This window comes from Nocardia coubleae NBRC 108252 (assembly GCF_001612805.1).
Lineage (GTDB): Bacteria > Actinomycetota > Actinomycetes > Mycobacteriales > Mycobacteriaceae > Nocardia > Nocardia coubleae.
In genome coordinates this window covers 20893-47773 of sequence record NZ_BDBD01000022.1, presented here as the reverse complement: position 1 = coordinate 47773, position 26881 = coordinate 20893, and the positions used below count along the sequence as shown (strand labels likewise).

Below are 26881 nucleotides of genomic sequence, written 5' to 3'. Positions count from 1 at the left end.
GCGGTCTCGCCCAACCAGGGTGCCGTCGAGGTCCGCTCGGGTGCCGCGGTGGCCGAGCGCGCCAACGACCGCATCTGCCAGCTCGGCGTCACCGCCGCCCTGGCCTCCTTCCGTCAGGGCAACCTGATCGATGGGCTGATCTCGGCTGTCCGGGTGATGGCCGCCGCTATCGGCCGCTAGTCCCTTTCGCCGCGCACCGGCGCGTTCACCTGCAGAGGTGAACGCGCCGTTCGTGTTTCGGCGCGAAAAATTTCCGCGCATCGGGAATCAACCCGACGACTGTCGACTTCTAACCAGTGAAACAACTTTGACCGGTTAGGAAGTGGCGAGCATGCGGCGAGAGAATCTTGCTTGGGCGGGACTGGCGGCGATGACCGTGTCGTTCGGGCTGAACTTCACCATGGGGGTGTTCTTCGCGCCGACCGCCGCGTCGTACGGGGTGTCGTCGACGGCGCTTGCCGTGGCCGCCGCGCTGGGGACGGCGGTGACCGGGGTGGCGCAGCAGGGGATCGGGCGACTGCTCGATCGGTTCGGGCCCAAGATGGTGCTGACCGGTGGGCTCAGCCTGATCTCGGGCAGTTATCTCGTGCTCGCCACGGTGACCCAGACCTGGCAGTTCGTCGCCGCCTACATGGTGCTGGGCGGGCTCGGGTTCGCCTCGGCATCCACGCTCACCGTCACCACGCTGCTCGGACGGGCGCACGGGGCGCAGGCGGGACCTGCGATGGCGCGGGCGGCGATCGGCATCAATCTGGGTCAGCTCGTCACTCCGTGGGCGGCGACCTCGTTGTTCGAGCCGATCGGTGTGCGCGCCACCTTCGCCCTGCTCGGTGCGGTCGGCTTGGCCGTCACGGCCGTGTTGTGGCTGCTGCTGCCCAACGATCGGCGGGCCACCGGTGTGGCGGGGGCGGGGGAGTCGCTGGCCGATCGGTGGAAGGTCCTGGTGGCGTTCGGATTACACTCTGCGACCCTCTATGTGGTTGTGCTGATGTTGCCCAAGCACGCGGTGGAACTGGGGTGGTCGGTCACCGGTGCGGGCAGGCTGGTCGCCGTCGCGGCGCTCGCGGCCGGCGTGACCTCCGCCGCGCTGGTCCCGCTGTTGCGCCGTCACCGGCCCGAAGATCTGCTGCGAATCCTGTTCGTGGTGCGGCTGTCCGCGCTGCTGCTCGCGGTATTCGTGCCGGGGTCGCTGGTGCTGGTCGCGGTGCTGTTCGGCATCGCCTCCTTCCCTGTCATCCCGCTCACCATGGCCATCGTGTCGCGTGGACTCGATCCGGCGCGGATGGGCCGAACCCTGGCCCCGGCCTGGGTGATTCACCAGCTGTCGGCCGCCGCCGGGCTGGGTGTCGCCGCCCTGATCCACACCCTCACCGACAGCTACCGCGGCTATTTCGCGCTCACGGTCGTGTTCACCGTGGCCGCCGCTGTCCTCGTCGCACCGGTTCGCCGTCGCGAACCGGTCACCGTCTGAACCTCCGCAAAAACCCATCGAGAAAGAGAGATCCATCATGAGCCAGGTCCGTCACAACACCGTGCAGATCCAGGGCCAGTCCATCTTCTATCGCGAGGCTGGTGACCCGTCGGCACCGACTGTTGTTCTGCTGCACGGATTCCCGACGAGCTCGGCGATGTTCCGGAACCTGATTCCGGTCCTCGCCGCCGATTATCACGTGATCGCGCCCGACCATCTGGGCTTCGGGCAGTCCGGGATGCCGAAGGCCGACGAGTTCGACTACACCTTCGACAACCTCACCGCCCTCACCCTCGAACTGCTCGACACCCTCGGCATCGACCGGTTCGCGCTCTACATCCAGGACTACGGCGCCCCCATCGGCTTGCGTATCGCCGCACGCAACCCGCAGCGCGTCAGCGCCCTCATCACCCAGAGTGGCAACGCCTATCTGGAGGGCTTCACACCGTTCTGGGAGCCGCTGTTCGCGCACGCGAACGACCGCGCCGCCCACGAACCGGAGGTGCGCAAGCTGCTCGCGGCCGACGCGACGAAATGGCAGTACACCCATGGCGTTCCGGCCGACCGGTTGTCCCTGGTCAGCCCGGACACCTGGACTCTCGACCAGGCCTACCTGGACCGTCCAGGCAACAGGGAGATCCAGCTCGACCTGTTCGCCGACTACAAGAACAACCTCGACGGCTACCCCGAATTCCAGAAGTACTTCGCCGAGCACCGTCCCCCGACGCTCATCGCTTGGGGCGAGCACGACGAGATCTTCGGAGCCGACGGCGCCCGCGCCTACCTGCGCGATCTGCCCGACGCCGAACTGCACCTGCTCGACGCGGGGCACTTCGCGCTCGAGACGCACGGCCCCGAGATCGCCGCGCTGATCCGTGATTTCCTCGGCCGGGTCCTGCGCTGAGCCACCCGCGGACGGCCGGGCACCCGCCCGGCCGTCCGCGCGTGATCGAGTACCCTGAGCGGCGGCTTTCGCGGCCGGCACGGCCGGTCGCCGGTGAAGGGGGATCATGCGCACAGCACTGGCTCGGATCGTCGCCGCGGTAGCGGTGACCTGCTTGTCGACCGTCGGTTGCGCCGACGACTCGTTCCGCGACACCGAACCCGCCGCCGGTGCGCCGACCTCGGACTTCTACACCGCCGACGGCGAAACCCTCCCGGGCGCACGGGGTTCGGTGATCCGCACCCGGTCACTGCCCGACGCCGTACCGGGTGCCCGCACCGAGCTGATCCTCTACCGCTCGATCGACGCGCACGGGGCGACGGTCGCCGTCTCGGGAACGGTATCGGTGCCGCCGGGGACGCCGCCGGTGGGCGGCTGGCCGCTGATCTCCTTCGCGCCGGGCACCAACGGCGTCGCCGACGTGTGCGCGCCCTCGCGGGCCGACGGTGCGTCACCGACGAGGGACGAGCTGGCCCGCTGGGTCGCCGCCGGGTACGCGGTGGCCCGCACCGACTACCAGGGGCTCGGCACACCCGGCGGCCACGGCTACCTCATCGGGGAGACCGAGCAGCGCGCCGTCGCCGACATCGTCGTCGCGGCAAGGGAATTCAACCGTGATATCGGTGCCCGCTGGGTGGCGATGGGGCACTCCCAGGGTGGGCACGCGGCCCTGTTCGCCGCGAGCGCGTCCGGCGGTTGGGCTCCCGCGGTCGATCTGCTCGGTGCGGTGGCGCTCGCACCCGCGTCCCATCTGGCGGAGCAGGTGCGGATGGCCAAGTGGGCGGTGTCGAACCCGCTCGGCTCGGTCGGGACCGGTGGGCTGGCGGTGTATCTGCCGATGCTGGTTCGCGGCGCGCAGACCGTCACCGAGCTGGACCCGGCCCGGTTCCTCACCGAGCGTGCGGTGTCGATGCTGCCGCTCGCCGACACCGACTGCGCGGCGGCGCTGAGTGAATCGGGCAAATGGGGTGGGCTGTCGGTCAAGGACGTTCTCGAGCGCGATGGGGACCTGTCCGGGCTGCTGCGCGTCCTCGACGACAACGACCCGAGCGGGCTGAGCTTCACCGAACCGGTGCTGGTGCTCCAGGGCCGCGACGATCACACCGTTCCGCTGAAGTCGACCGACGCGATGGTGGCCCAACAGCAGATGCGCGGTCAAGCGGTGGACTACCGCAAATACGACGGCGTCGACCACAGCGAGATCATCTCCGCGTCGTTCACCGACGCCCTCGGCTGGGTCGACACCCGCTTCGGCATCACCCGTTGAGGCGTACGCCCTCGCATCGACGCGAGCTGCCACCTGGCTGAAGGCGTCGTCGTGCTGTCCCGGCACTGCCGTTGAGTTACGCCCACAGCAGAAGAACCGGGTGTGTCGCGCCGGCAGTCTTTACGCTCGGACCATGGGCGAGCACAAGGGTTTGCGGGTGATTCCGGGCGGGCGCGAGGAGCGACGGGCACGCCCCGAACCGCTGTGGCGCGAGGCCCTCGGCGAACGCCTGCGCACGCTGCGCCAAGAGCAGCGCTCGACACTGGTCGACACCGCAGGCCGCGCGGGCATCTCCCCGCAGTACCTCTCCGAGGTGGAACGCGGCCGCAAGGAACCCTCGAGCGAAATGATCGCCGCCCTGGCCGGTGCCTTGGGCACCAGCGTGGGCGACCTCGTCGGCCAAGTGGCAGAAATGATGCGCCGCCGCACAGCCGTCGTCGTCGGCGGCGACCGCCGCATCACCGCCCCGGCCATGCCACGCACCACGATGATCGCACCCAACGCACTGCTGATGGCGGCTTGACGCCAACCTGATCCGCTCGGCGGTGGTTGTAGATCGCATCGGCCACCGCGCGAGCCGGCTTCCGCTGCACACCCCGGAGTATCCGGCGGGCTCCTCGTCGCCGAGCCCGCGTAGCTGTCGGTGGTGCCATGCATCATCGACCCATGCCGCTCCAGAACCGTCAGATCGCAGAGCATCCGTTCCTGCGAGAGATGTACGAGGACCCGTACTATCCCGACGCCGTGCTCGACCGGTGCAAGGCGGTCCTGCTGCGCCTGTGCGAGACCATCGAGTCGGAACGGCCATCGGATCTGGCGGCCCTGTACGTCCTCACCCAAGCTGCCACGGCGGAGTTCAACGACCTCGAGGCGGAGTTCGAGGCAGCCGACAGCGAAATCGAGACGGTCGCACGCGAAGTGATCGCCGAGGACTTCTGTGTGATCGCGGCGGCCTATGGCTTCTCGAATGCGGATTCGGAGGAGCTGCTAGCCGGGCGAGATTGGTGACGGGCTGCTCATAGAAGTGGTTGGCGGATCCGGCGTTGAAGGTATCAATGGTTCGCCGAACAAATCCTGCACACCGACAAGCCCTTGTGCTGAACCGACTATCAGGCTGTCCGGATCGGGTCGGTCAATCGCTCCGAACGCGTGGCTGATGATGGCGTAGCTATGCCGCCCTCGTTTGATCGACAGGGTTTTCGCGTTACCCCGGAATGTGAAGGGCACGTGCGACCTCTTGGACACGGTCCTCGTGGAGCTCGACCGGGACGTAATCGCGGCGGCGGGCGTGGTCACGGAATTGTTGGGACGGGTCCACGCGATAGGCCCGGACATAGTCTGCCCAGTCGAGATTCCAGACCCACTCCCCATCGGTCATGACGCCCGGCCGCACCAGCAGGCGCCCGGTCATTCGATCCGGAACTCTGCTCGCAGCTATTGCCAGCGCGGTCGCCGATTCCAGGTATTCGGCCAGGAGCTCGGCCTCTGCTTCGGTCAAGCTGTGGGGAACCAGTGCCGTCCGGGTGTCCGGGTCACCGAGCCGTTTAGGCGGACTGAGATGGACTACGCGCTTGACGAGGCTGATCGTGCGTCCGGATGGTCGCGGCGTCGCGAAGACGACTTCGGCCCGGACGCCGTGATCTTCCAATCGCTCTCGTAGCAGTGACATCTCCGCGAGCGTCCCCAAACGTCCGTTTGCCACCAGATCCCCGGCCGCATCCCTCAGCTCATGGAGCGGCAATGATTCCCGGCTGCGAATCACCCGCATCATCGCGCCCACCGGGGGATCCGGATCCACAATCCGCAGTCCACTCGAACCGTTGTCGGCGATGATCGCGGCGCGAACCTCCGTCGAAATACCTTCCCCGCTGGCATGCCGAATGTGTTCGCATTCGCTACAAGAGCCTTCGATGGCCCACCCGAACGTTCCAGCGTGAACAGTTTCACTGACAACGCTCAACGCCTCCGCACCACACTGGTCGCAGCACCCGACTCGTTGAGCAGATTCGTAGACCACTTGCCCCCGATCCGAGCCAAAAACCGTGCCGACTAGACCTTCAGGAGCGGCTGTGGATTCGGTCGGATGCGAATAGTGTCATCCATCGCAACCTCGGGGGACGGAAGCGAGCCAAATCGCCCATCCGCCTTGTAGACGACCGGCACGCCACCGGCGATGGCATAGGAGAAGTCACCGTCCACCAGATACTCCCGGTAGCCGACGGAGAAGGCGAAGAACTCGTCGCTCTCCAAGATCTCTCGGTCATCCAGGCAGCGTGTGCCGAAGCCGTCGTGGCGACCGTGCTGGTAACGGGCGAGGACGATCTCGCGGGCCTGCTCGTAGCTGATCATGGTGCGATCTTCCTGATCCTGTTCTCCCACAACCGGACTGATGTGCGGCAGGCACGGCTGAGTCCTCGGGGTCGCCGTTGATGATCCTTCGAGTCGACACCGCTGTCCACCGATTTTCGCTGACCGCAGCCCCACTGGACCGACGTGGCGCCGCTCGAGCTCGATGCCCGGTAGTAGAGCGGTTCAGGTGGCTCGGACGACGGTCAGTTCGCGGAGCATGTCGACGAGGGCGGTTACGGGCATTTCCGGGTCGATGGCGCGTTGGACGCCGAGGCCGATGCCGAGGGCGAGCATGCGGAGGGCCGCTTCGTCGGCGGGGAGGGGGAGGGCGATGCCGAGTTGGGCGGTCTGGATTTCGATGAGGGAGGCCAGGACGGCGGTGAGGGAGCGGCGGCGTTCTGCCAGTTCGGTGCGGATATCGGGGAGGTGGCGGGTGCTGGTGGCGAACTCGACTTCCAGGGCTGTCCAGCCGACGTCGCCGATGTTCTCGTCGGCCCAGCGGGCGAAGCCCTCGATCCGTTCGGCCATGGTGTCGGGTCCGAGAATCGCGGCCGACAGCGATTCGGCCCGCTCCACGTGCACCACGTCGAGCACCGCGAGGCCGAGTTCGTGTTTGGTGGCGAAATTCGAGTAGACCGCGCCCTTGGAGTAGCCGGCCTCGGCGGCCACCTTCTCCAGGGAGGTCACGTTGTAGCCGTCGGCCAGGAACAGGCGTTTGGCGGTCTCGACGAGACTTTCGCGCGTCCGTGCGTGGGACTCTTTGCGCGTCAGCCTGGTCATATGCGGCAGTTTAGCAAGAAGGGGTACCGGTGGAATTCGAATACCGTTAGTATCTGGATGATGAGCACTCGACGTGGCCTTGCCATCGGTTGCGGTGGTGTCCTCGGGTTCGCCTGGACCGCCGTGGCCCTCGACGCGGTCGAAAGCGCACTGGACTGGGATGTTCGATCGGCCGACGTGCTGATCGGGACGTCGGCCGGCGCGGAGATCGTGGCCGCCCTCGGTTCCGGCCGCACACCCGCCGATCTCCTGGCCGCCCTCGACGCCGAGCCCGACGCCGACCCGGTACTCGCGGCGCACATCGCCGTGGACCCCGGCAAGTTCCCGCCGCTGCCCGGTATCGGCCTGCCGAACCTCGGCCTGATCGGTGCCGGACTCCGCGCGGGCTCGGCCTACAGCGCCCTGGCCGGGATGCTGCCACGCGGGCGCGGTGACGCGAGCTGGCTCCGCTCGTTCGGCCGTGCGCTGGCCGACGCCGACGGCTGGGTGGATCACCCCGCGACCTGGTTGGTGGCCGCCGACGCCGCGACCGGCGAACGAATCACCTTCGGCGCCAATGATTTCAAGGCCGACACGCCGTATCGGAAGGACGGCCGCCACGGCTCGGCGGCGATGCCTGCAGGCCCGCAGGCATCGCGCGGCAGCGTGGAGCACGTGCTTGCCGCCGACCGTACTGGTAGATCAGCGATCGAGGCTGGCGCGTCACCTGTCGAGGCAGCCGCTCGAGAACCCGTCGACCTCGGCGACGCGATCGCCGCATCCTGGGCGATCCCCGGCTGGTTCCCGCCGGTGCGGATCGGCGGCCGGGATTACGTCGACGGCGGCGCGGTCTCCTCGGTCTCGGCCGACCTGCTGCTCCCACTCGACCTGGACGAGGTGGTGGTGATCGCCCCGATGACCTCCGCGGGCGGTGTCCCGGCCACCGGCTTCGACCGCATCGAACGCTTCCTGCGCGCCCAGATGACTCGCGGCCTGGACCGCGAGGTGAAGCTCCTGCGCGACAACGGCGTTCGCGTGATCCGCGTCGAACCGGGCCCCGCCGAATTGGCCGCGATGGGCCCCAACTTCATGGATTCCCGCCGCCGCCCGGCGACCCTCGCCGCCGCCCGCGCCAATGCCCACGCCCGCGTGCACGAAGCACTGCGCACCGCGAGTCTCGCGCGATGAACTCGCAGATCAGAGCGTGCACTCGGTGCGTGGCAGGCCCCGACCGCCGGAAGGCGCCCGGTCGTCTGCGGGTCGCGTTCACCGGCGTGCGGCACCCGGCCCATGAGCCCATGCGCACGACGAGCGCACAGCGACCCGAGATTCTGAGAAGGAGAGCCGGATGACTCAGCACCATGAGGTGATCGTGATCGGGGCGGGGGTGTCCGGGGTCGGCGCCGCCATCAAGTTGCGGGAGGCGGGGGTCGACGATGTGGTCATCGTCGAGAAGGCCGAGACGTTCGGGGGGACGTGGCGGGCCAATACCTATCCGGGGTGCGCGTGTGATGTGCCCTCGGGGTTGTACTCGTTCTCGTTCGCGCCGAACCCGGAGTGGTCGCGACTGTTCGCGACCCAGCCGGAGATCCTCGCCTACATCGACCGGGTGGCACGCGAGCACGGCCTCGCCGAGCGCACCCGTTTCGGGGTGACGATGACCGGCGCCCAGTGGGACGCGGCAGCCGAATTGTGGCGCCTGGACACCACTTCCGGCGAATTCACCGCGCGTTTCGTCGTCTCGGCGGCGGGCCCGTGGAACGAACCGCGCTTCCCCGACATCACCGGTCTGGACGAGTTCGATGGCGAGGTCTTCCATTCGGCGCGCTGGAATCACGACTACGACCTGCGCGGGAAGCGGGTGGCGGTGATCGGAACCGGTGCGTCGGCGGTGCAGTTCGTGCCACAGATCCAGCCCGAGGTGGCCGCGCTGCACCTGTTCCAGCGCACCGCGCAGTGGGTGCTGCCGAAGCCGGACCATCCGGTGCCGGGCATCGAGAAGCAGGTGATGCGGCGTGTGCCGTTCGCCCACAAGGCTTTACGTGGCATCGAGTACGCCATGATGGAGGGCCTCGGTGTGGCCTTCCGGCATCCGCGCCCCCTGATGCAGGCGGTGCAGGGGATCGGTTCGGCGTATCTGCGTGCGGTGGTGCGTGATCCGGTGCTGCGGGCCAAGCTCACTCCCGACTACCTGCTCGGCTGCAAGCGGATCCTGTTCTCCAACAACTACCTACAGTCGCTCACCAAAACCAATGTCGACGTGCACGCCACCGCCGTCACCGAGATCCGGGGCAATACGGTGATGGGCGCCGACGGCAGCAGCGCCGAGGTAGACGCGATCATCCTCGGCACCGGCTTCCACATCCTGGACTCCCCACTGGGCGAGATCGTGCGCGACGCCGACGGCCGCTCCCTGGCCGACCACTGGAAGGGTTCGCCCGAGGCTTACCTCGGCACCGTCACCACCGGCTTCCCCAACATGTTCTCCGTCCTCGGGCCGAGTCTCGGCACCGGACACTCCTCGGCGTTCGCCGTTCTCGAAGCGCAGATCACCTTCCTGGTATCGGCGGTCACCCGGGCCCGCCGCGAGGGCTGGCCCGTGCTGGACGTGCGCCCGGAGGTGCAGGCCCGGTATGTCGACGAGGTGCAGGCCGCGCTGCCGGGCACCGTCTACAACTCCGGTGGCTGCCGCAGTTACTACCTGGATGTGAACGGGCGCAACAGCTTCAGCTGGCCGTGGTCGACCGGGGCGCTGACGAGCCGGGTCAGTTCGTTCGATCCTTCCGATTTCACCGTCACCGAGAGCAAGGTGCCGTCATGAGCTATCCGAAGATCGAACTCGACGGCGCGCTCGTTGCCATCACCGGCGCGGCGCGTGGCATCGGCCTGGCCACCGCGCGCGCCTTCGTGGCGGCGGGTGCGCGGGTGGCGCTCGGCGATCTCGACGAGGCGCTGGTCGTGCAGGCCGCGGCCGAATTCGGCGACCGGGCCATGGGGCACGCGCTCGATGTCACCGACAAGGATTCCTACGCACGGTTTCTCGACGCCGCCGTCGACTGGCACGGTCGCCCGCTCGACGTGCTGGTCAACAACGCGGGCGTCATGCCCAACGCGCCGTTCCTCGAACAGTCCGATCGCATCGACCGGCTCACCATGGACGTCAACGTCTACGGTGTCATCCACGGCATGCGGCTGGCGCTACCCGCCATGGTGGAACGCGGTTACGGCCACGTGGTGAACGTGGCATCGCTGGCGGGCAAGTTCCCGCTCAAGGGGCTGGCGGTGTACAACGCGAGCAAGTTCGCGGTGGTCGGGCTCACTGCGGCGACCCGGCTCGAGATGGACGGCACCGGGGTGAGCGTGAGTACCGTCCTGCCCTCGGCCGTGCGCACCGAACTCAGCTCCGGTATCGACGTGGGCATCCTGCCGACCGTCGAGCCCGAAGACATCGCCGCCGCCGTGGTCCGCACGGTGCAGACCCGGGCCGCCGAGACGTCGGTCCCGTCGTATGTCGGTGTCGCCGCGAACGCCGCGACGCTGCTGCCGGAATCGCTGATCCGGTTGGTGCGCAAGGCCGCTCACGACGACGCCGCGATCAACCGGGTCGACGACGACGTGCGCCGGGTCTACCTCGATCGCATCGAGAAGCAGTAGCGCACGGCTCACTGCCGTTCGTGCAGAACCTGGTCGACCAGCCCGTACTCCAGGGCGGTCTCGGCGGTGAACACCCGGTCGCGATCGGTATCGCGACGCAAGGTCTCCGGGCTCTGACCGGTGTGCTTGGACAGGATCGCCTCGATCGCCGCCCGCATGCGCACGATCTCGTCGGCTTGCAGGATCAGATCGGGGATCGTGCCCTGGCCACGAGTCGCGGGTTGGTGCAGCACGATTCGGGTGTGCGGGAGCATCGCCCGGTGTCCCGCCTCGCCACCGGCGAGCAGTACCGCACCGACCGCGATGGCCTGACCGACACAGGTGGTGTGCACGGGCGCCTTGATGAAGCGCATGGTGTCGTACACGGCGAGCATGGCCGACAGGTCGCCACCCTCGCAGTTGATGTAGAGGCTGATCGCCTGACCGGGGCTGTCGGATTCCAGGTGCAGCAGCTGCGCGATGAGCGCATTGGCGACACCCGAGTCGATGGGTGTGCCCAGGTAGACGATACGTTCGCTGAGCAGGTGCGAGTAGATGTCGGTGATGCGTTCCCCGCCGCGATGCTGGGAAACCACATTCGGGATCGTGTAACTGGTCATGGCAGCTCCTAGGCCGTGATGCCGATGCGGCGGCGGTTGGGGACGACCTGGTCGAAGGACTCCACCACGTGGTCGATGAAGCCGTACTCGAGGGCCTGGGTGGCGGTGAACCAGCGGTCGTGCAGGGAGTCCTCGTAGACGCGGTCGAACGGTTGGCCGGTGTCCTCGGCGATGAGTCCGAGCACGGTGTCGACGGTGTAGCGCAGGTCGTCGGCCTGCACCTCGACCTCGACGGCGCTGCCGCCGATGCCCGCCGAGCCCTGGTGCATGAGGATGCGGGCGTGCGGCATCGCGTACCGCTTACCCGGCGTCCCGGAGGACAGCAGGAATTGCCCTGCGCTGCAGGCCAATCCGAGTGCCAGGGTGGACACCTCGCACGGCACCAGCCGCATCACGTCGCGGATGGCGAGCATCGACGGGACCGAGCCGCCGGGGGAGTGGATCCACAGCGAGATTCCCGCTTCGGGTGCCTGGGCGGCGAGGGTGAGCATCTGGGTGATGAGCAGGGTCCCGTTGTCGTCGTCGAGCGCACCGTCGAGCACGAGAATCCGCCGCCCGAACAACTGCTCACGCATCCGCCAACTGAACATCGGTGCTTTGTCGTCGTGTGCCATGAGTCAACGGTGCCTCGCGCACACCATGATTCGCCGCCGATGCTGCCCCCAGCAGATCTGCTCACAGCAGCGAACACCGCGAGACCGGAACGCGGCGGCGCCTGGCCCGGTACGCGTTTCCGTGCCGGACGGCGAGGCGAACGCGGCCGCAGCCCACGAAGGGTGCTTCAGCGGCGGGCGGAGACTCCGAGGTCTTTCGCGCACGCGTCAAGGATCTTCCCGAAGACCATCGCGGCGATAGGTGTGGTGAGCCGGGTGATGGTCGCGGCGGCGAACGGGGCTTTCACCTCGCCGACGCTCGTCCAGCGCACCCGTGTTCCGCCCGGTTCCGACGTGAACGTCATGGTCCCGCCGTCATGCCGGGACGGCGGAAAACTGCGTTCGACGAGGTAGTCGAAGGCGTGCGGCGGGTCGTAGCGGGTGATCCGCTCGGTGAACCGGCCGATCATCCACAGGTGCCGGCGGACCGCGCCGACGCCGTATGGCGCGTCTGTCCCTGGCCGGACCCAACGATTACGTAGCACCCAGAACGAACGCCCGTAATTCCTGGTGTCGGCACACCATTCGAAGACCTGCTCGATCGGCGCCGCGATAAAGCGCTCGGCCGCAATGGTTTCCATCCCGCTTCTCCTTCGAAGATCGACATGGAGGAAATCCCCCGAACCGAATACTACTCTCGGTAGTAGTTCCACCGTGGCGAAATGCGTCGAGCTGGCCGGTGCCGGAACGGCCGATGGCCCCGATCCGGTGAGATCGGGGCCATCGGGTCCGTGTGCTACTTGGCGTCGAACTCCCTTGCACGCAGCGATCGTTCGATCCCGGCACGGCCTTCCGAGACCAGGCGGTGCAGGGCGGGCGGGTGGTCACCCGCGAGGAACTCGTCGGCCTTGGCCATCGCTTCCTCGGTGATCGCCCAGTGCGGGTACAGGCCGACGACGACGGTCTGGGCCACCTCGCTCGAGCGGCGTTCCCAAACGGCGGGAACCTCGGCGAAGTAGCGGTCGACATACGGGGCCAGCAGCTCGCCCTGGCCCGCGGGGGCGAAACCGCCGACGATGGCGCGGGCGGTGATGTTGGGCACCGTGTCGTCGCCCATCACCGTGTTCCAGGCCTGTTCCTTCACCGCCGCCAGCGGGCGGGCCGCGCGGGCGGCGGCGGCCTGGCGCTTGCCCGCCGCGGTCGGGTCGCGGTCCAGCTCGGCGTCGATGACCGGAGATTCGAGCCCGTCGGCGTCGATGCGTCCCGCGGCGGCCAGCGCGGTGACGACGCGCCAGCGCAGGTCGGTGTCGACCGTGAGCCCGCCCAGGCCGACCTCCGCCGGATCGCTGTCGAGCAGCTGGGCGAGCACATCGGTGTGCCGGGTGTCGAGCTCGGCGCCGGTGAGCGCGTTGACGAACGCCAGCTGATGATCCGAACCCGCCTCGGCGCCGCGAGCCAGTTCCAGCAGCCGATCGGCGAAACCGGGCCAGCCCTCCTGCTCGGCCCACCCGGGCTCCGCGTAGCTCGAGATGGCGGTCGCGGCCTGCATGAGCAACCGCTGCACCACTCCGATCTCGGACTCGGCACCGATCCCGCGCTGCACGAGCGCGACGAAATCGCGGGCCTTCATCTCGGCCTGCCGGGTCATCTCCCAGGCCGCCGACCAGGCCAGTGTGCGCGGCAGGGATTCGGCGATGTCACCGACGCGGTCCACGACCACCGCGAGCGAGTCGGGGTCAAGGCGCAGCGAGCAGTAGGTGAGGTCGTCGTCGTTGACCAGCACCAGGGCCCCGCGCGGCACCCCGACCAGCTCCGGCACGTCGGTCCGCGCGGCAGCGTCGAGGTCGAGCTCGACGCGCTTGGCACGCACCAGCTTTCCGTCGACATCGTCGTAGACACCGATCGCGATCCGGTGCACGCGGTACTCGCCCGCACCCGGTGCGGCGCCCTCCTGCACCACCGCGAAACTCGAGAAGGTGCCGTCTGCCGCGACAGTGAAATCGGGCCGCAGGATATTGAGACCGGTGGTCTTGAGCCACTGGGCACCCCAGTCCGACAGGTCACGCCCCGACGCCTTCTCGAGCGCCGACAGCAGATCGTCGAAAGTGGCGTTGCCGTAGGCGTGTTCGGCGAAGTAGTCGCGCAGACCGGCCAGGAACGGCTGCAACCCGACATAGGCGACCAGCTGCTTGAGCACCGAGGCGCCCTTGGCGTAGGTGATGCCGTCGAAGTTCACCTCCACCGCGTGCAGGTCGGGGATGTCGGCCGCGATCGGGTGGGTCGAGGGCAGCTGGTCCTGGCGGTAGGCCCAGGACTTCTCCACATTCGCGAAAGTGGTCCAGGCACTGGTGTATTCGGTCGCCTCGGCCTGGCACAGCACCGACGCGAACGTCGCGAACGACTCGTTGAGCCACAGATCGTCCCACCACTTCATGGTGACCAGGTCGCCGAACCACATGTGCGCCATCTCGTGCAGCACCGTCTCCGCGCGGCGCTCGTAGGACGCGCGGGTCACCTTGGACCGGAACACGTAGTCCTCGAGGAAGGTGACCGCGCCCGCGTTCTCCATCGCGCCCGCGTTGAACTCCGGCACGAACAGCTGGTCGTACTTGCCGAAGGCGTACGGCACACCGAAGTTCTTGTGGTAGAAGTCGAAACCCTGCTTGGTCTCGGTGAACAGCCGCTCGTGGTCCATGTGCTCGGCCAGCGAGGCCCGGCAGAACAGGCCGAGGGGGATCTCGCCGTGGGTGTCGGAATAGGTGTCGGTCCAGGTGGCGTAGGGACCGGCGATCATGGCGACCAGGTAGGTGCTCATCCGCGGCGTGGTCGCGAACGTGTGGCGCACGACCGCGCCGATCTCGTGCCGGTCGATATCGGCACCGTTGGAGACGACAACCCAGTCGCTCGGTGCCGTCGCGACGACGTCGAAGGTGGCCTTGAGGTCGGGCTGGTCGAAGCAGGCGAACATCCGCTTGGCGTCGGCGGTCTCGAACTGCGAGTACAGGTACACCTTGCTGTCGGCCGGGTCGACGAAGCGGTGCAGGCCCTCACCGGTGTGCGAGTACTCGCAGTCGGCCACCACCACGAGCTCGTTGTTCTCGGCCAGGTCCGACAGGGCGATACCGGTCTCCTCGGCGTAGGAACTCACATCGAGCTCCCGGCCGTTGAGCACCGCCGAGCGCACCCGCGCCGCGACCAGATCGATGAAGGTGCTCGCCCCCGGCTTCGCGGTGAAGGTGACGGTCGTCGTCGAACCGAAGGTGTCCGACACCGCCGAATCCGCCCCGCGCGGCTGATCCGTGAGGTCGAGCTCGATCCGGTAGTTGTCCACGGCCACCACGGCCGCGCGTTCGACCGCCTGGTCGCGGGTGAGATTCGGGGCAGACATTGATCTCCTTCGTCGTCGACGAACACGGCACGCCTCGCGCGCTGCGGCCTCGGCCGCGCGCACATCAGCGTCCACAATGCCACTTGCCGCCGACACCCGCTCACGAGTTTCGGCCCCCTCGGTACAGTGCCTACGGAAAAGTTCGCACCTACCAGGAGGCTCGACGTTGAAGCATGTGCACGCCGGGAAAGTCCGTGACCTCTACGAGGACGGCGACACCCTGCTGCTCGTCGCGTCGGATCGTGTCTCGGTCTACGACGTGGTGCTGCCGACGCCGATCCCCGGCAAGGGCGCGCTGCTGACCCAGCTGTCGAACTGGTGGTTCGAGTACTTCACCGACATTCCCAACCACGTGGTGTCGGCCACCGATGTGCCCGCCGAGTTCGCCGGTCGCGGTATCCGGGTGAAGCCGCTGAAGATGCTGCAGGTCGAGTGCATCGCGCGCGGGTACCTGACCGGGTCGGGACTCAAGGAGTACCAGCAGTCGGGCACCGTCTCCGGTATCGCGCTGCCCGCCGGCCTGCGCGACGGCGACAAACTGCCCGAGCCCATCTTCACCCCCTCCACCAAGGCCGCCGAAGGCCACGATGAGGCGATCAGCTTCGCCGACGTGGTGAACCAGGAGGGCCGCGAGGTCGCCGAGAAACTGCGTGACCTGACCCTCGAGATCTACACGCGCGGTGCCGAGCACGCGGCGAAGGCAGGGGTGATCGTCGCCGACACGAAGGTCGAATTCGGCTGGGACGGTGAGGTTCTCACCCTCGGTGACGAGGTGCTCACCTCGGACTCCTCGCGTTTCTGGCCCGCCGACGAATGGGAGCCCGGCCGCCCCCAGCGCTCGTTCGACAAGCAGTTCGTCCGCGACTGGTCCACCTCCACCGGCTGGAACAAGGAATACCCCGGTCCGGAGATCCCCGCCGACGTGGTCGAGGCGACCCGGCGCAAGTACGAAGAAGCCTACGAGCGCATCACCGGTGAGAGCTGGACGGGTACCCGGGGATAGTCGTCGCCGCGCCCGTCAGTGCACGGGTGCGGCAACACCTTTCACCGCGCAGATGTGGTCCATCTGCTCGTTTCCCCATTCGCCGAGAGTCACCAGCGCGGCGTTGAGCGACACCCCGCGCTCGGTGAGGGAGTACTCCACTTTCGGTGGGACCTGCGCGTAGATCTCACGGCTGATGATGCCGTCGTGCTCCAGCTCGCGGAGCTGCTGGATCAGCATCTTCTCGGTGACACCGGGGACGAGGCGTTTCAGGTCGCCGAAGCGCTGGGTGCCGGTGGACAGGGCCCACAGGATCAGGGCCTTCCATTTGCCGCCCACCACGTCGAGGGCGGCATCGATGCCGCACGAATACGGATGCTGTCGCTGCTTCATCTCCGCCTTACTTACTTTTTTGTAGGTATTGCACTTCACAGTCGGTACTTGTGAAGTCTAACGCAACGGGCGAATCTGGGAGTGCATCGCCGAGCGACGGCGACAACCTTTCGGACTAGGGGAGTAATGAGCAACTCGACTGCGGTACAGCGTGTTTCGGTGATCGGTCTCGGCGCGATGGGTGCCGCGCTCGCGAAGGCGCTGCTGGCGGGTGGTCACGAGGTGACGGTGTGGAATCGCACCGCCGCGCGGGCCGAACCGCTGGTCGCCGAAGGCGCGACGGTGGCGTCCACCTCGGCCGAGGCGATGGCGGCCGGGGACCTGGTGATCCTGTGCGTCCTCGACGACGCGGCGGTGCGTGAGCACGTGGAGCCCGCCGCCGAGCAGTTGCGCGGCCGCGTGCTGGTGAACCTGACGACCACCACTCCGGAACAGGGGCGCTCGCTCGGGCGCTGGGCCGAGGCGAACGGTGTGGAGCTCATCGACGGCGGCATCATGGCGGTGCCGTCGATGATCGGCGGGCCCGCGGCCTTCCTGCTCTACAGCGGTATCACCGCCGCGTTCGACCGGTTCCGGCACGTCCTGGATCTGTTCGGGCGCGCCGAATGGGTCGGTACGGACTACGGTGCCGCGGCCATGTACGACCTGGCGATCCTCGGCGGTATGTACTCGATGTTCGCCGGCTTCCAGCAGGGCGGGAAGATGGTGCGCACCACCGGTGGTTCGGCCGCCCACCTGGCCACCCTGATGGGCCCGTTCCTGCAGGCGATGGCCGGGATGTTCGCTCAGTACGCACCCGGCATCGACGACCCGGCGAGCTACGTTCCCGAGCAGAGCGCCGAATTCACCGCGGGCGCGCTCACCACCATCAACACCGCCGCGGACGAGGCGGGTACGCCTTCGGAGTTGCTTCAGGTGCTCCTGAAGACGGTGCCCGGCATCTGAGCCCGAGTACGCGGTCCGATCGTGCGAAAGCTCCGCGATCGGACCGCGCTGTGTGCCCGGCAACCGCGCGGGGTCAGGCGTTCACCAACTCCGCTGCGAGGAGTTCGTCGACGAAGCCCTCGGCGCGCGCGTCGAACGCGGCGTAGTGCGCGGCCCGCGCGTCACCCGCGATGGCGTCGCCGATCACCAGATTGCCTTCGGCGTCGATGGATTGGGGCTGGTCCTCGGCATCGGGCAGCAGGCCGACGCGGGAATCGGTGAAACCGCTGTAGTACGCCAGGCCCTCGCTGAGCTGGGCCTCGAGTAGCTGCTGCATGCCGGGAACGATCGCGTCGCCCGCGGTGGCGCCCGCCAGACCCAGCCACAGGATGCGTTTGCCCGCCAGCTTCGGCTTGCTGCGGCCGTAGGCGAAACCGTAGTTCCAGACGCTGTCGATCCAGCCCTTGAGCATGGCGGGAACGCTCTGCCAGTACACGGGGAACACGACGACGATCACGTCGGCGGCCTGGACCCGGCGCATGTGCGCCTCGGTGGTCGCCGAGTACACCTTGTCGCGGTTGCCCCATTCGGGCTGGTCGGCCACGGTCATCCGGGGGTCGAAGTTCTCGCGGTGCAGGTCGAGGAAGTCGATCGCGTACCCGGCGGCGGTGAGCCGGGCGACCGCGCGGTCGGCCACATGGGCCGACAGCGAATCGGCGCGGTGATGCGACAGGACCACCAGGGCCCGCCGGTCGACCGCCGATTCGCCCGCGCTCGCGGCGTGATCGAGGCCGGTGGGCGCGGGAGGCGTTGCGGTGCGAGCGGATTCGGGTGTGGCGGAGGGCTGCGACATGGTGACTCCCTGGTCGTCGGTGGTGCGGGCGGTGTGCCCTGTGCTTCGAGTCAACCGTGAATCGCGTGGACGATCTATGGGTGATCATCTCCAGTCGATAGGAATTCGTCTACGCTGGTGGCGTGGATCCGTTGAGTTCGCTGTTGAGCGGCATTCGTGCCGAAGGATCGGTCGTCACCCACGCCGTGCTGCGGTCGCCGTGGACCATCCGCTTCGCCGACCGGGCGCCCCTGGTCATGGTCACCGTCCTGCGTGGCGGCGGCACTCTGGTGCTCGCCGACGGGTCGTCGACCCGGCTGGTGGCCGGTGACACCGCCGTCGTCCAGGCCTGCGAGCCGTTCCATCTGGCCGATACCCGGGCCACGCTCGACCGTCCGCACATGGGCTACGAGCTGTCGTGTTTCGTGCCCCGTGGTTTCGGTCCGGCCGATCTCGCCTGTGCCACACCGGAACTCGTCGAGACCGCGACCGGCGCGCCCGAGGAGACCTCGCTCATCGTGGGCGCCTATCGGGCGTCCGGGCGGCGGCACGAGCGTCTGCTGCGCGCGCTGCCGCCGGTGATGGTCGTCAGCGACGATCCGGAGGTCTGCGCGTGGCTGGAGCAGTCCGCCGCCGACGCGGTCCGGCTCAGCGCGGGCTCACAGGCATTGATGGACCGGCTCCTGGACTGGGCGTTGGTGTGCACGCTGCGCACCTGGCTTGCGGCACAGCAACATTGCGCGCCCGCCTGGTATCGCGGCATGGCCGACCCGGTCGTGGGGCCGGCGCTCGAGGCCATCCACAACGATCCGTTCCGGCGCTGGACGGTGGCCGATCTCGCGGCCGAGGCGGCGGTGTCGCGTGCCCTCTTCGCGCGCCGGTTCAGTGAGGTGATGGGCGAGACGCCGCTGGCCTATCTCACCGAATGGCGGATGGCCGAGGCCGAGGAACTGCTCGCCGACCCGAATCGCAGCGTCGCCCAGGTGGCGACCACCGTCGGCTACTCCGATGCGTTCGGGTTCAGTGCCGCCTTCAAACGTCTTCGCGGACAGAGCCCTTCGGAATTCCGCTCCACGCTGCGTCAGCCTGCCCTCGCGCGGGCGTGAGTCACGGCGTCGGGGCGGTACCCGCGAGGTGCTCGGCCAGGCGCTGCAACAGCGGACGCTGACCCTTGACCAGCTTGGGTTCGGCGATCGCCGGGGCGAACCAGCCGACCCGGTCGATCTCGGGGAACTCGCCGAGGCGGCCCGAGCGCGGCGGCCACTCCATGGTGAAGGTGCCCGGGACGATCGCGTCCGGATCGAGGTCGCCCTCCACGGCCCACACCGTGACCGTCTTGCGGCGCGATCCGCTGCCGTACTGCACGTCACCGAGTGCGATCCACCGCCCGTCCGGCACCGGCAATCCGAGTTCCTCGGTGAACTCACGTGCGGCGGCGACCTCCGCCGATTCGACGCCGATCTCGTACTCGCCCTTGGGAATCGACCACGCCGACTCGTCCTTCTTCGCGAACAACGGTCCGCCCATGTGCCCGATCAACACCTCGATCCCGGCCTCGCCACGCCGGAACACCAGTACACCCGCGCTGTAGACATCCACGCCGTCGAGTCTGCCAGGTGCGGGAAACGCGGTGGCGGCTCAGTCGAGGGCGTCGACGAAACGGGTGAGCAGGCGGGCGAATTCGGTGCGCTCGGTGGAGGTCCAGCCGGACATGGCGCGGTCGAAAGCGCTCTGGCGGCGTCGATGGGCCGCGGCGAGGATGTCGGTGCCCCGGTCGGTGAGCTCCAGGAGTGACCGTCTGCCGTCGGTCTGATCGGCCACGCGGCGCACCGAGCCGTCGGCCACGGCGGCGGCCACCAGCTTGCTCGCGCGCGGTTGGTCGACGGCGAGGGCGGCGGCGACGGTGGAGACAGTGGGGTTCTGGTGTGCCTCGATGACGTCGAGTACGTCGAACACCTGCCCGGTCGGCGCGTCCGGCGACAGCGTCCGCCGGGTTTGGCGGCGCCGGATACCGATCATGGCTCGTTCGATGTGCTCGACCTCGTTCACGCCATCATGATAGCTTTTTGCATGTACATGTCTTTTGACATGTACATGAGTGTGGAGGTTTCTCATGGCTGAGCGTCGGCTCATCGGGTACCAGGTCAAGCGACTGGACCAGCTCATCGAGGCAGCGTTCGACCGTGCCGTGGAGGCCGTCGGCATGACGCGCCGCGAGTGGCAGCTGCTCTCGACGATCGAGCGGGACCACCCCGATCGTGCGGAATTGGTGCGCGCGCTTCGTCCGTTCTGGGAGCACAACGGCGAATCCGTCGATGCGGTGATCCAGGGCTTGACCGAGCGCGGCTGGATCACCGGTGCATCGACGGGCCGCTGGGAACTCACGTCGGCAGGTCGTCGCGCCTACGAGTCGGCGACCGATTCCGTGGGGACCATCCGGCGCCGCATGGCCGACGGCATCGACGCGGACGAATTCACCGTCTGCACAGCGACTCTCGAACGCATGATCGCAAACCTCGAGTCGGCGAGCTGAGCCGCACGCTCACAATTCGGTGTTCGGGTCCGCCAGACGCTCCGGGTCGACCGGTTCGCCCGAGGTCACCAGTTCCTTGATGCGATCGGTGACATCCCAGACATTGACGTTCATGCCCGCGCGCACGCGGTTGTCCCGGTCCAGCCAGAAGGCGACGAATTCCGGTTTCGCCACGTCGCCGCGGACGACAACCCGCACGTCGTCGTCGCGACCGACATAGCCGGTGTACTCCATGCCGAGGTTGAACTGGTCGGTGAAGAAATAGGGGAGGCGGTCGTAGGTGGCGGGCTTGCCGAGCATCGTCAGCGCGGCCACCGCAGGCTGATTCAGGGCATTGGCCCAGTGCTCCACGCGTACCCGCTTGTCCAGCAGCGGATGCAGCTCCTCGGCGATATCGCCGACCGCCACCACATCCGGGTCGCTGGTGCGCAGGGACTCGTCGACCAGGACGCCGGTGCCGGTGGCCAGCCCGGCGGCTTCGGCGATCTCGATATTCGGCTGTGCGCCCACCGCGACCAGCACCGCGTCGGCGGGCACCACCTGGCCGTCGTCGAGCTGCACGCCCGTGGCCACGCCGTCCTCGGTGAGGATCATGTCGACGACGACACCGGTACGCAGGTCCACACCGTTGCCGCGATGCAATTCGGCGAACACGGTGCCCATCTGCGGACCGAGCACCGACACCAGCGGCAGCTCCGCCGCCTCGAGTACCGTCACCTCCAGCTGCCTCGCCCGCGCCTGCGCGGCGACCTCGAGCCCGATCCAGCCCGCGCCGATGATCACCAGCCGATGCTTCGAACGCAGCACCTCGAGCAGCCGATCGGAGTCACCGATGGTGCGCAGGGTGTACACATTGCCCGCCTCGGCGCCGGGAACGTCGAGTGTGCGCGGACGCGACCCGGTGGCAAGCGCCAGCTTGTCGTAGGACAGGGTCGAACCGTCCGGCAACGACACCGTTCTCGCGGCCGGATCGAACGCCTCGACCGTGGTACCCAAGCGCAGGTCGATGTGGTGGTCGCGGTACCAGGCCGGCGAATCCACCGTGAAATCCGGCAGCTGCTGATCACCGGCCAGGTGCTGTTTCGACAGCGGCGGGCGCTCGTACGGTAGATCGTCCTCGGCCGCCAGCAACGTCACCTGGCCGTCGAAATCGTTGGCGCGCAAGGCTTCGGCCAGTTTGGCGCCGGCCAGCTCACCACCGACGATCACGAAATGCTGATTCGAGCTCATACACGGACTCCTTCTCACGGACGTTCCGGTTTCCCTCGCCGTCGAGCCTAGCCGCGGGCGGCGATCAGGGGAACGAATCCGGCGCCGGCACGGTTGCACCAACCAGCGGGCCGCCGCCCTGCCCGCCCCCAGCTGACCCGAGAGGAAGACCCGTGAGCGATCAGGCCACCAAGGATCTCGCCGAATTCTGGTTCGACCCGCTGTGCCCGTGGTGCTGGATCACCTCGCGCTGGATCCTGGAAGTCCAGCAGGTACGCGACATCGAGGTCCGTTTCCATGTGATGAGCCTGGCCGTGCTCAACGAAGGCAGGGACCTGCCGCCGCAGTACGTCGAACTGATGGCCGCGGGCTGGGGCCCGGTGCGCGTCGCCATCGCCGCCGCCCAGAAGCACGGCGAGGAGATCCTGGCCCCGCTCTACACCGCCCTCGGCACCCGCATCCACGACCGCAAGGCCGAGTTCGAACGCGCGACCACGCAGGAAACCCTGACCGCCGTGATCGCCGACGCCCTCGCCGAACTCGACCTGCCCGCCGAACTGGCCGAGGCCGCCGACAGCACCGACTACGACGAGGCGCTGCGGGCGAGCCACCACGCGGGCATGGACAAGGTCGGGCCCGATGTTGGCACACCGACCATCCACGTCAACGGGGTCGCGTTCTTCGGTCCGGTGCTCTCGCGGATCCCACGCGGCGAGGACGCGGGCCGGGTGTGGGACGGTGTCGTCGCCCTCGCCTCCTACCCCCACTTCTTCGAACTCAAGCGCACCCGCACCGAAGAGCCTGTGTTTATTTAGCGGCTGGCGCCGCGGGGTTTTCGGCCCGGAAGGCCTCGAATCCGAGGGGCGATACTGCGGCTTCGCCGTTACGTCTCGCCCCTCGGATCCGAGGGGGCCGAAAACCCGTGGTGGTTGCGCTAGGGCTCAGAGGGTTTTCGGGGGGAGGGCTGGGGGTGCGGTTTGGACGGGGTAGCCGCCTAGGGGTGGGACCAGTCCGGGGTGTGGTGGGGTCGGGTGCCAGAACATGGGGCCCGGTTTGCTGCGGTCGCGCAGTGCCCACATTCGCCAGGTGAGGACCGGGTGGCTGGACATGGCGTTCACCAGCAGGACGAAGCCGCCCTTCTCGGTGGCGGCCCGGTCTGCCATCTCGTCGAAACCGACCTCCGTATTGAGGTACTTGCCCGCGGCGAGGGTGGCCATGGCACCGGCCGCGCCCTGGTGGCGGTTGCAGAAGCCGTGATTGTCGGCGGTGTACTCCTGCGCGCGGATCAGCGACGACCCGAGAATCGGCAGGTACGGTGCGACGAACATGCCGAGCTGGCGCCAATACGACACGTGACCAGCGGCGATATGGCCCACCTCGTGGCCGATGATGAAGGCGAGCGCGTCGGGCTCGCGGGCGGCGCCACCGATCTCGAACAGGTCGCTGTAGACCACGACGAACCGGCGGAACCCGTGACCGGAGGCGAAGGCGTTGATCTGGCCGTTGCCGAGGATCACGTACGCGTCGGGCGCCTTCGACATCCCGAACCGCGCGGCCGCCTCCTGCACCATCCGGTACCCCTCGGGGAACTGGGTGGGTGACATCTTCACGCCGTTGATCCGCATTCGGGCGAAATTCATGCCACGTCCGGCCCACAGCAGCACCGGCGCGAACAACAGAATCAGCACGTACGGGCTGGTCAGCAGCGAACCCTGGGCCTCGGGTTGTCCCTGCGCGTCGACCACGGGCTCGGCGACCAGCTCCACCAGCAACATCAGGATCGCCAGCAGGTAGGCCACGCCGGTGATCATGATGACCACCACGAGCAGCGGAATCTCCCACGGATGCCGCGCGGGCATCCCGAACGGCGACAGTCCACGCGGCATCGGCTGCGTCGTCCCCGGCGGGCCGCCCGGCGGGTAGAAGCCTTGCGGCGCAGACGGATACGCACCCGTGGGCGGCGCGGGAAACGCGCCGGTCGGTGGGCTGGGCTGCTGCCACGGCGACGACCCGGCGAACCCCGGCTGCCCCTGCGGCCACGGGGGCGGCGGATATTCGCCCGGCCGCGGTGCGGGTTGGTCGGCGGGGGTGGCGTCGCTCGGCCGGTCGGCGGGTTGGCCGGAACGCTCCGGTGGGGGACCTGCCGAATGCGGTGAATGCGGTTCGTGCGGGTGCATGAAACGACTCTAAGCGCGCCTGCGACAATCGCAGCCATGCGCGTTTACCTGGGTGCCGACCATGCCGGTTTCGAACTGAAGAATCACGTCAAGGCCCATCTGCTCGAGGCCGGACACGAGGTCGTCGACTGTGGCGCCCTCGAATACGACGCTCTCGACGACTACCCCGCCTTCTGCATCGAAGCGGCGCGGCGCACCGTCGCCGACCCGGGCTCGCTCGGCCTGGTCTTCGGTGGCAGCGGCAACGGCGAGCAGATCGCCGCCAACAAGGTCCCCGGTGCCCGCTGCGCCCTCGCCTGGAGCGTCGAAACCGCCAAGCTGGCTCGCGAACACAACAACGCCCAGCTCATCGGCATCGGCGGCCGCATGCACACCACCGAGGAAGCCCTCGCCATCGTCGACGCCTTCATCGCCCAGCCCTGGTCGGAGGAACCCCGCCACCAGCGCCGCATCGACATCCTCGCCGACTACGAGAAGTCCGGCGAGGCCCCGGCAGTCCCCGCTTACTGAGAGAGTGCCTGAAGGACACACCCTTCATCGCATTGCGCGACTGCATCAGGAGCGTTTTGCTGGTGCGGCGGTGCGGGTTTCGAGCCCGCAAGGCCGATTCGCCGATGGAGCCGCGCTGGTGGACGGGCAGGTGCTGGAGCGGGCCGAGGCCTACGGGAAGCATCTTCTGCACCACTATGCGTCCGGGCTGACGGTGCATGTGCATCTCGGGTTGTACGGCACGTTCAGTGAGGTGGAATTGCCGATGCCCGCGCCGGTGGGGCAGGTGCGGATGCGGATGGTCGGTGCCGCGACGGGATTCGGTACCGACCTGCGCGGGCCGACCGCGTGCGAGGTGCTGCACCCGCCGGAGGTTGAGGCGCTCACCGCCCGCCTGGGGGCCGATCCGCTGCGTCCGGACGCCGACCACGAGCGTGCGGGGGAACGAATCCGTCGCTCCCGCAGAGCGATCGGGGCGCTACTGATGGACCAGTCGGTGATCGCCGGCGTGGGCAACGTCTACCGCGCCGAAGTGCTGTTCCGGCACGGCATTTCACCGTTCCGGCCGGGCACCTCACTCACCGCGGCCGAATGGGACGCGCTGTGGGCCGATCTCGTCGTACTCATGCCGACCGGCGTGGAAACCGGCCGCATGCATGTGGTTCGCCCCGAACACGACAGCGGCGCACCGTCCTACGCCAAGGATCGCCCACGCACCTATGTCTACCGCCGCCAGGGAGAGCCGTGCCGCGTCTGTGGCACCCCGGTCTCCCACGGCACGATGGAAGCCCGAAACCTGTTCTGGTGCAACGTCTGTCAGCCCCGCTGACGAAAACACCTCGGCCACGGTCGAAACCGTGGCCGAGGTGCGCAGAGAAGGTCGACCGAGTCCGGGCCGCGAAGTGCAGGCTTCGCGATCCGGACTCAGCCGGCGACCGCCGTTCCCAGTTCGGGGTCGCCCGATTCGGCGAGGGCGAAACGCCGCCCGCCCGCCGATTTCGCCGAATACATCGCGCGGTCGGCGCGACGCAGCAGGTCGGTGAAATCGCACGTCTTTCCCGGTGGGCAGAACGCGGTGCCCACGCTGGCCGACACCGGCACCGGGCCCGCGCTCGACCACACCGGGTCGCGCAGGGCCGCGACCACACGGTGCGCCAGCTCGCTCAGGGTGTCGCGGCGCGGATTGGCCGCCACGACGAACTCGTCGCCGCCGTACCGGCAGATCACGGTGTCGGGCGGGCACACCTCGCGCAGCCGGTTGGCCAGCTCCACGAGCACCTCGTCACCGATCGCATGTCCGTAGCCGTCGTTGATCTGTTTGAAGCGGTCCAGGTCCACCACAAGCACCCCGACCCCACGGGTCGGGTCGGCGGCGAAGGCACGCACCCGTTCCTGCAGGAGTGTGCGGTTCGCCAGGTCGGTCAGGGCGTCGTGGGTGGCCTCGTGGCGCAAGCGGTGCTGCAGCGCGGCGATCTCCTGCACGCGCAGCGACACCTTCGCCGAGATGTTCTGTTCCTGTTGCGCCAGTGCGCGCTCCTGTAGTGCCTGGGCGTAGCTGTCGATGGCCTGGCTGGCCACCAGCGGCCAGCGGGTCGCCACCAGGGAACCCGGGACCCCCGAGGGGAAACCGAGCAACCAGCGGGTGGCATGGGCCAGCATTCTCGTCCGTTCGAACGGCGCCTCGGCCAGTCGTGCGCCGAGCTTGCGCGCCTGCGGTACCGGGAACGGTTCTGTCCTCGCCAGGTGCAGCAGGCGCTCGACGATCTCGATGAGCACAGGCTCCAGCTGATGCGGTGCCACGGACGATCCCGGTTCGGCACACACCGCGCGGGCCCAGGCGCGGGCCATCGCGGCGACCGGTGGCTCGATGTGTGCGGACATCGACATCACCGGCGGAAGGTGGCGACGGTCTTGCCACCTCGATCGTTCGCACTGCTACGCGGTTGGGTCCGCCGAGTTCGGCACACGCTCACCGCCCCCTTTCCAGATACCCCCGTCCGGCAAAAAGGATCCTAGCAAGCCACTCGAGACTCAAAAGCCGCGTTCTAGAACGCGTTGCAGTCTCTCGCGAATGGCGATCGGCTATGACATCGCTACAGCCGCCCGGGCGTTACACACTTCGCGAAAAAACTTTGGAAACACCGAAACGTGCAGCGTGTTGCCCGATTTCGGGCGGTGGGCGTGTTGTCGCCATGGTCCCTCCTGGCAAAGGTGTCGCGCCGACCGGTCGGGCCGCCGCGCGCTCTTTTATGGTGGCCTACCCGCCGCCCCCGTGCCAGGTTTTCGAGGAAAATTCTCCTTTATATTCCCCCGGGTGGA

Annotated in this window: 30 protein-coding genes; 16 read left to right on the top strand and 14 right to left on the bottom strand. The window is 68.1% G+C overall.

Annotation, left to right across the window (positions count from 1 at the left end):
- The 6 genes from NCO8_RS24390 to NCO8_RS24365 all read left to right on the top strand — a co-directional run.
- The coding region (locus NCO8_RS24390) for a DUF5130 family protein (RefSeq protein ID WP_157105074.1) at positions 1-180 on the top strand (180 nt) is incomplete at its 5' end.
- A gap of 151 nt (positions 181-331) precedes the next feature.
- Positions 332-1471 (top strand): MFS transporter, encoded by a 1140-nt coding sequence (locus tag NCO8_RS24385; protein WP_084457434.1) that lies wholly within the window; start codon positions 332-334, stop codon positions 1469-1471.
- Between the two features lie 37 nt (positions 1472-1508).
- Positions 1509-2375 (top strand): alpha/beta fold hydrolase, encoded by an 867-nt coding sequence (locus tag NCO8_RS24380; protein WP_067642421.1) that lies wholly within the window; start codon positions 1509-1511, stop codon positions 2373-2375.
- Between the two features lie 106 nt (positions 2376-2481).
- The gene (locus tag NCO8_RS24375) at positions 2482-3681 is read left to right on the top strand and encodes an alpha/beta hydrolase family protein (protein WP_067642420.1); all 1200 of its coding nucleotides are present in this window, start codon (positions 2482-2484) and stop codon (positions 3679-3681) included.
- Between the two features lie 133 nt (positions 3682-3814).
- Complete coding sequence (locus NCO8_RS24370; protein WP_067642419.1) at positions 3815-4204, top strand: helix-turn-helix domain-containing protein; 390 nt, start codon at positions 3815-3817, stop codon at positions 4202-4204.
- 143 nt (positions 4205-4347) lie between these two features.
- A complete protein-coding gene (locus tag NCO8_RS24365) occupies positions 4348-4689 on the top strand; it encodes a DUF5713 family protein (RefSeq protein ID WP_067642418.1) in 342 nt (113 codons plus the stop codon).
- 196 nt (positions 4690-4885) lie between these two features.
- On the opposite strand, the gene NCO8_RS31545 is transcribed toward NCO8_RS24365, so the two are convergent.
- The 3 genes from NCO8_RS31545 to NCO8_RS24350 form a co-directional block, all read right to left on the bottom strand.
- Positions 4886-5641 (bottom strand): hypothetical protein, encoded by a 756-nt coding sequence (locus tag NCO8_RS31545; protein WP_157105073.1) that lies wholly within the window; start codon positions 5639-5641, stop codon positions 4886-4888.
- 89 nt (positions 5642-5730) lie between these two features.
- Complete coding sequence (locus NCO8_RS24355; protein WP_157105072.1) at positions 5731-6030, bottom strand: hypothetical protein; 300 nt, start codon at positions 6028-6030, stop codon at positions 5731-5733.
- 183 nt (positions 6031-6213) lie between these two features.
- The gene (locus tag NCO8_RS24350) at positions 6214-6810 is read right to left on the bottom strand and encodes a TetR/AcrR family transcriptional regulator (RefSeq protein WP_067642415.1); all 597 of its coding nucleotides are present in this window, start codon (positions 6808-6810) and stop codon (positions 6214-6216) included.
- Between the two features lie 60 nt (positions 6811-6870).
- On the opposite strand from NCO8_RS24350, the gene NCO8_RS24345 reads away from it, so the two are divergent.
- From NCO8_RS24345 to NCO8_RS24335, 3 genes are all read left to right on the top strand, one after another.
- Complete coding sequence (locus NCO8_RS24345; RefSeq protein WP_067642430.1) at positions 6871-7977, top strand: patatin-like phospholipase family protein; 1107 nt, start codon at positions 6871-6873, stop codon at positions 7975-7977.
- Positions 7978-8137: 160 nt separating this feature from the next.
- Positions 8138-9610 (top strand): flavin-containing monooxygenase, encoded by a 1473-nt coding sequence (locus NCO8_RS24340; protein WP_067642414.1) that lies wholly within the window; start codon positions 8138-8140, stop codon positions 9608-9610.
- Positions 9607-10443: an SDR family oxidoreductase gene (locus NCO8_RS24335; protein ID WP_067642413.1), complete on the top strand. Its 837-nt coding sequence runs from the start codon at positions 9607-9609 to the stop codon at positions 10441-10443. Before NCO8_RS24340 ends, NCO8_RS24335 begins: the two co-directional genes overlap by 4 nt.
- 8 nt (positions 10444-10451) lie before the next feature.
- Here the strand turns inward: NCO8_RS24335 and NCO8_RS24330 are convergent, their stop codons facing one another.
- The 4 genes from NCO8_RS24330 to pepN form a co-directional block, all read right to left on the bottom strand.
- A complete protein-coding gene (locus NCO8_RS24330; RefSeq protein ID WP_067486173.1) occupies positions 10452-11042 on the bottom strand; it encodes a ClpP family protease in 591 nt (196 codons plus the stop codon).
- Between the two features lie 8 nt (positions 11043-11050).
- Positions 11051-11656, bottom strand: a complete 606-nt coding sequence (locus NCO8_RS24325) for a ClpP family protease (protein ID WP_067486178.1) — start codon at positions 11654-11656, stop codon at positions 11051-11053.
- Between the two features lie 167 nt (positions 11657-11823).
- The gene (locus NCO8_RS24320) at positions 11824-12276 is read right to left on the bottom strand and encodes an SRPBCC family protein (RefSeq protein WP_067642412.1); all 453 of its coding nucleotides are present in this window, start codon (positions 12274-12276) and stop codon (positions 11824-11826) included.
- 155 nt (positions 12277-12431) lie between these two features.
- Complete coding sequence (gene pepN, locus NCO8_RS24315) at positions 12432-15023, bottom strand: aminopeptidase N (RefSeq protein ID WP_067642411.1); 2592 nt, start codon at positions 15021-15023, stop codon at positions 12432-12434.
- Positions 15024-15189: 166 nt separating this feature from the next.
- On the opposite strand from pepN, the gene NCO8_RS24310 reads away from it, so the two are divergent.
- Positions 15190-16026, top strand: coding sequence for a phosphoribosylaminoimidazolesuccinocarboxamide synthase (locus NCO8_RS24310; RefSeq protein ID WP_067486182.1), 837 nt, complete (start codon positions 15190-15192; stop codon positions 16024-16026).
- Between the two features lie 15 nt (positions 16027-16041).
- On the opposite strand, the gene NCO8_RS24305 is transcribed toward NCO8_RS24310, so the two are convergent.
- Positions 16042-16398: a winged helix-turn-helix transcriptional regulator gene (locus NCO8_RS24305; protein ID WP_067486184.1), complete on the bottom strand. Its 357-nt coding sequence runs from the start codon at positions 16396-16398 to the stop codon at positions 16042-16044.
- A 126-nt stretch (positions 16399-16524) separates the two neighbouring features.
- Here NCO8_RS24305 and NCO8_RS24300 point away from each other — a divergent pair, with 126 nt between their 5' ends.
- Complete coding sequence (locus NCO8_RS24300; RefSeq protein WP_067642410.1) at positions 16525-17343, top strand: NAD(P)-dependent oxidoreductase; 819 nt, start codon at positions 16525-16527, stop codon at positions 17341-17343.
- Between the two features lie 73 nt (positions 17344-17416).
- On the opposite strand, the gene NCO8_RS24295 is transcribed toward NCO8_RS24300, so the two are convergent.
- The gene (locus NCO8_RS24295; RefSeq protein WP_084457435.1) at positions 17417-18175 is read right to left on the bottom strand and encodes an NAD(P)H oxidoreductase; all 759 of its coding nucleotides are present in this window, start codon (positions 18173-18175) and stop codon (positions 17417-17419) included.
- A 122-nt stretch (positions 18176-18297) separates the two neighbouring features.
- On the opposite strand from NCO8_RS24295, the gene NCO8_RS24290 reads away from it, so the two are divergent.
- Positions 18298-19260: an AraC family transcriptional regulator gene (locus NCO8_RS24290; RefSeq protein ID WP_067642409.1), complete on the top strand. Its 963-nt coding sequence runs from the start codon at positions 18298-18300 to the stop codon at positions 19258-19260.
- A gap of 1 nt (position 19261) precedes the next feature.
- On the opposite strand, the gene NCO8_RS24285 is transcribed toward NCO8_RS24290, so the two are convergent.
- Together NCO8_RS24285 and NCO8_RS24280 are read right to left on the bottom strand one after the other, a co-directional pair.
- Positions 19262-19753 (bottom strand): NUDIX hydrolase, encoded by a 492-nt coding sequence (locus tag NCO8_RS24285; RefSeq protein ID WP_067642408.1) that lies wholly within the window; start codon positions 19751-19753, stop codon positions 19262-19264.
- 39 nt (positions 19754-19792) lie between these two features.
- On the bottom strand, positions 19793-20203 hold the full coding sequence (locus NCO8_RS24280) for a MarR family winged helix-turn-helix transcriptional regulator (RefSeq protein ID WP_084457432.1): 411 nt from the start codon (positions 20201-20203) through the stop codon (positions 19793-19795).
- Between the two features lie 64 nt (positions 20204-20267).
- Between NCO8_RS24280 and NCO8_RS24275 the strand changes: the two genes are divergently transcribed.
- Positions 20268-20687, top strand: a complete 420-nt coding sequence (locus NCO8_RS24275; protein ID WP_067642406.1) for a MarR family winged helix-turn-helix transcriptional regulator — start codon at positions 20268-20270, stop codon at positions 20685-20687.
- Positions 20688-20696: 9 nt separating this feature from the next.
- On the opposite strand, the gene NCO8_RS24270 is transcribed toward NCO8_RS24275, so the two are convergent.
- Complete coding sequence (locus NCO8_RS24270; protein ID WP_067642405.1) at positions 20697-21917, bottom strand: NAD(P)/FAD-dependent oxidoreductase; 1221 nt, start codon at positions 21915-21917, stop codon at positions 20697-20699.
- A 152-nt stretch (positions 21918-22069) separates the two neighbouring features.
- On the opposite strand from NCO8_RS24270, the gene NCO8_RS24265 reads away from it, so the two are divergent.
- Positions 22070-22711, top strand: coding sequence for a mycothiol-dependent nitroreductase Rv2466c family protein (locus tag NCO8_RS24265; protein WP_067642404.1), 642 nt, complete (start codon positions 22070-22072; stop codon positions 22709-22711).
- Between the two features lie 126 nt (positions 22712-22837).
- Here NCO8_RS24265 and NCO8_RS24260 read toward each other — a convergent pair whose 3' ends face one another.
- A complete protein-coding gene (locus NCO8_RS24260) occupies positions 22838-23782 on the bottom strand; it encodes a M48 family metallopeptidase (protein ID WP_067642403.1) in 945 nt (314 codons plus the stop codon).
- A gap of 327 nt (positions 23783-24109) precedes the next feature.
- Here NCO8_RS24260 and NCO8_RS24255 point away from each other — a divergent pair, with 327 nt between their 5' ends.
- Both NCO8_RS24255 and NCO8_RS24250 read left to right on the top strand, forming a co-directional pair.
- A complete protein-coding gene (locus NCO8_RS24255; RefSeq protein ID WP_067486200.1) occupies positions 24110-24583 on the top strand; it encodes a ribose-5-phosphate isomerase in 474 nt (157 codons plus the stop codon).
- A 4-nt stretch (positions 24584-24587) separates the two neighbouring features.
- Complete coding sequence (locus NCO8_RS24250) at positions 24588-25391, top strand: Fpg/Nei family DNA glycosylase (protein WP_067642402.1); 804 nt, start codon at positions 24588-24590, stop codon at positions 25389-25391.
- 95 nt (positions 25392-25486) lie between these two features.
- Here NCO8_RS24250 and NCO8_RS24245 read toward each other — a convergent pair whose 3' ends face one another.
- Positions 25487-26443, bottom strand: a complete 957-nt coding sequence (locus NCO8_RS24245) for a GGDEF domain-containing protein (RefSeq protein WP_067486965.1) — start codon at positions 26441-26443, stop codon at positions 25487-25489.
- Positions 26444-26881: the final 438 nt, after the last annotated feature.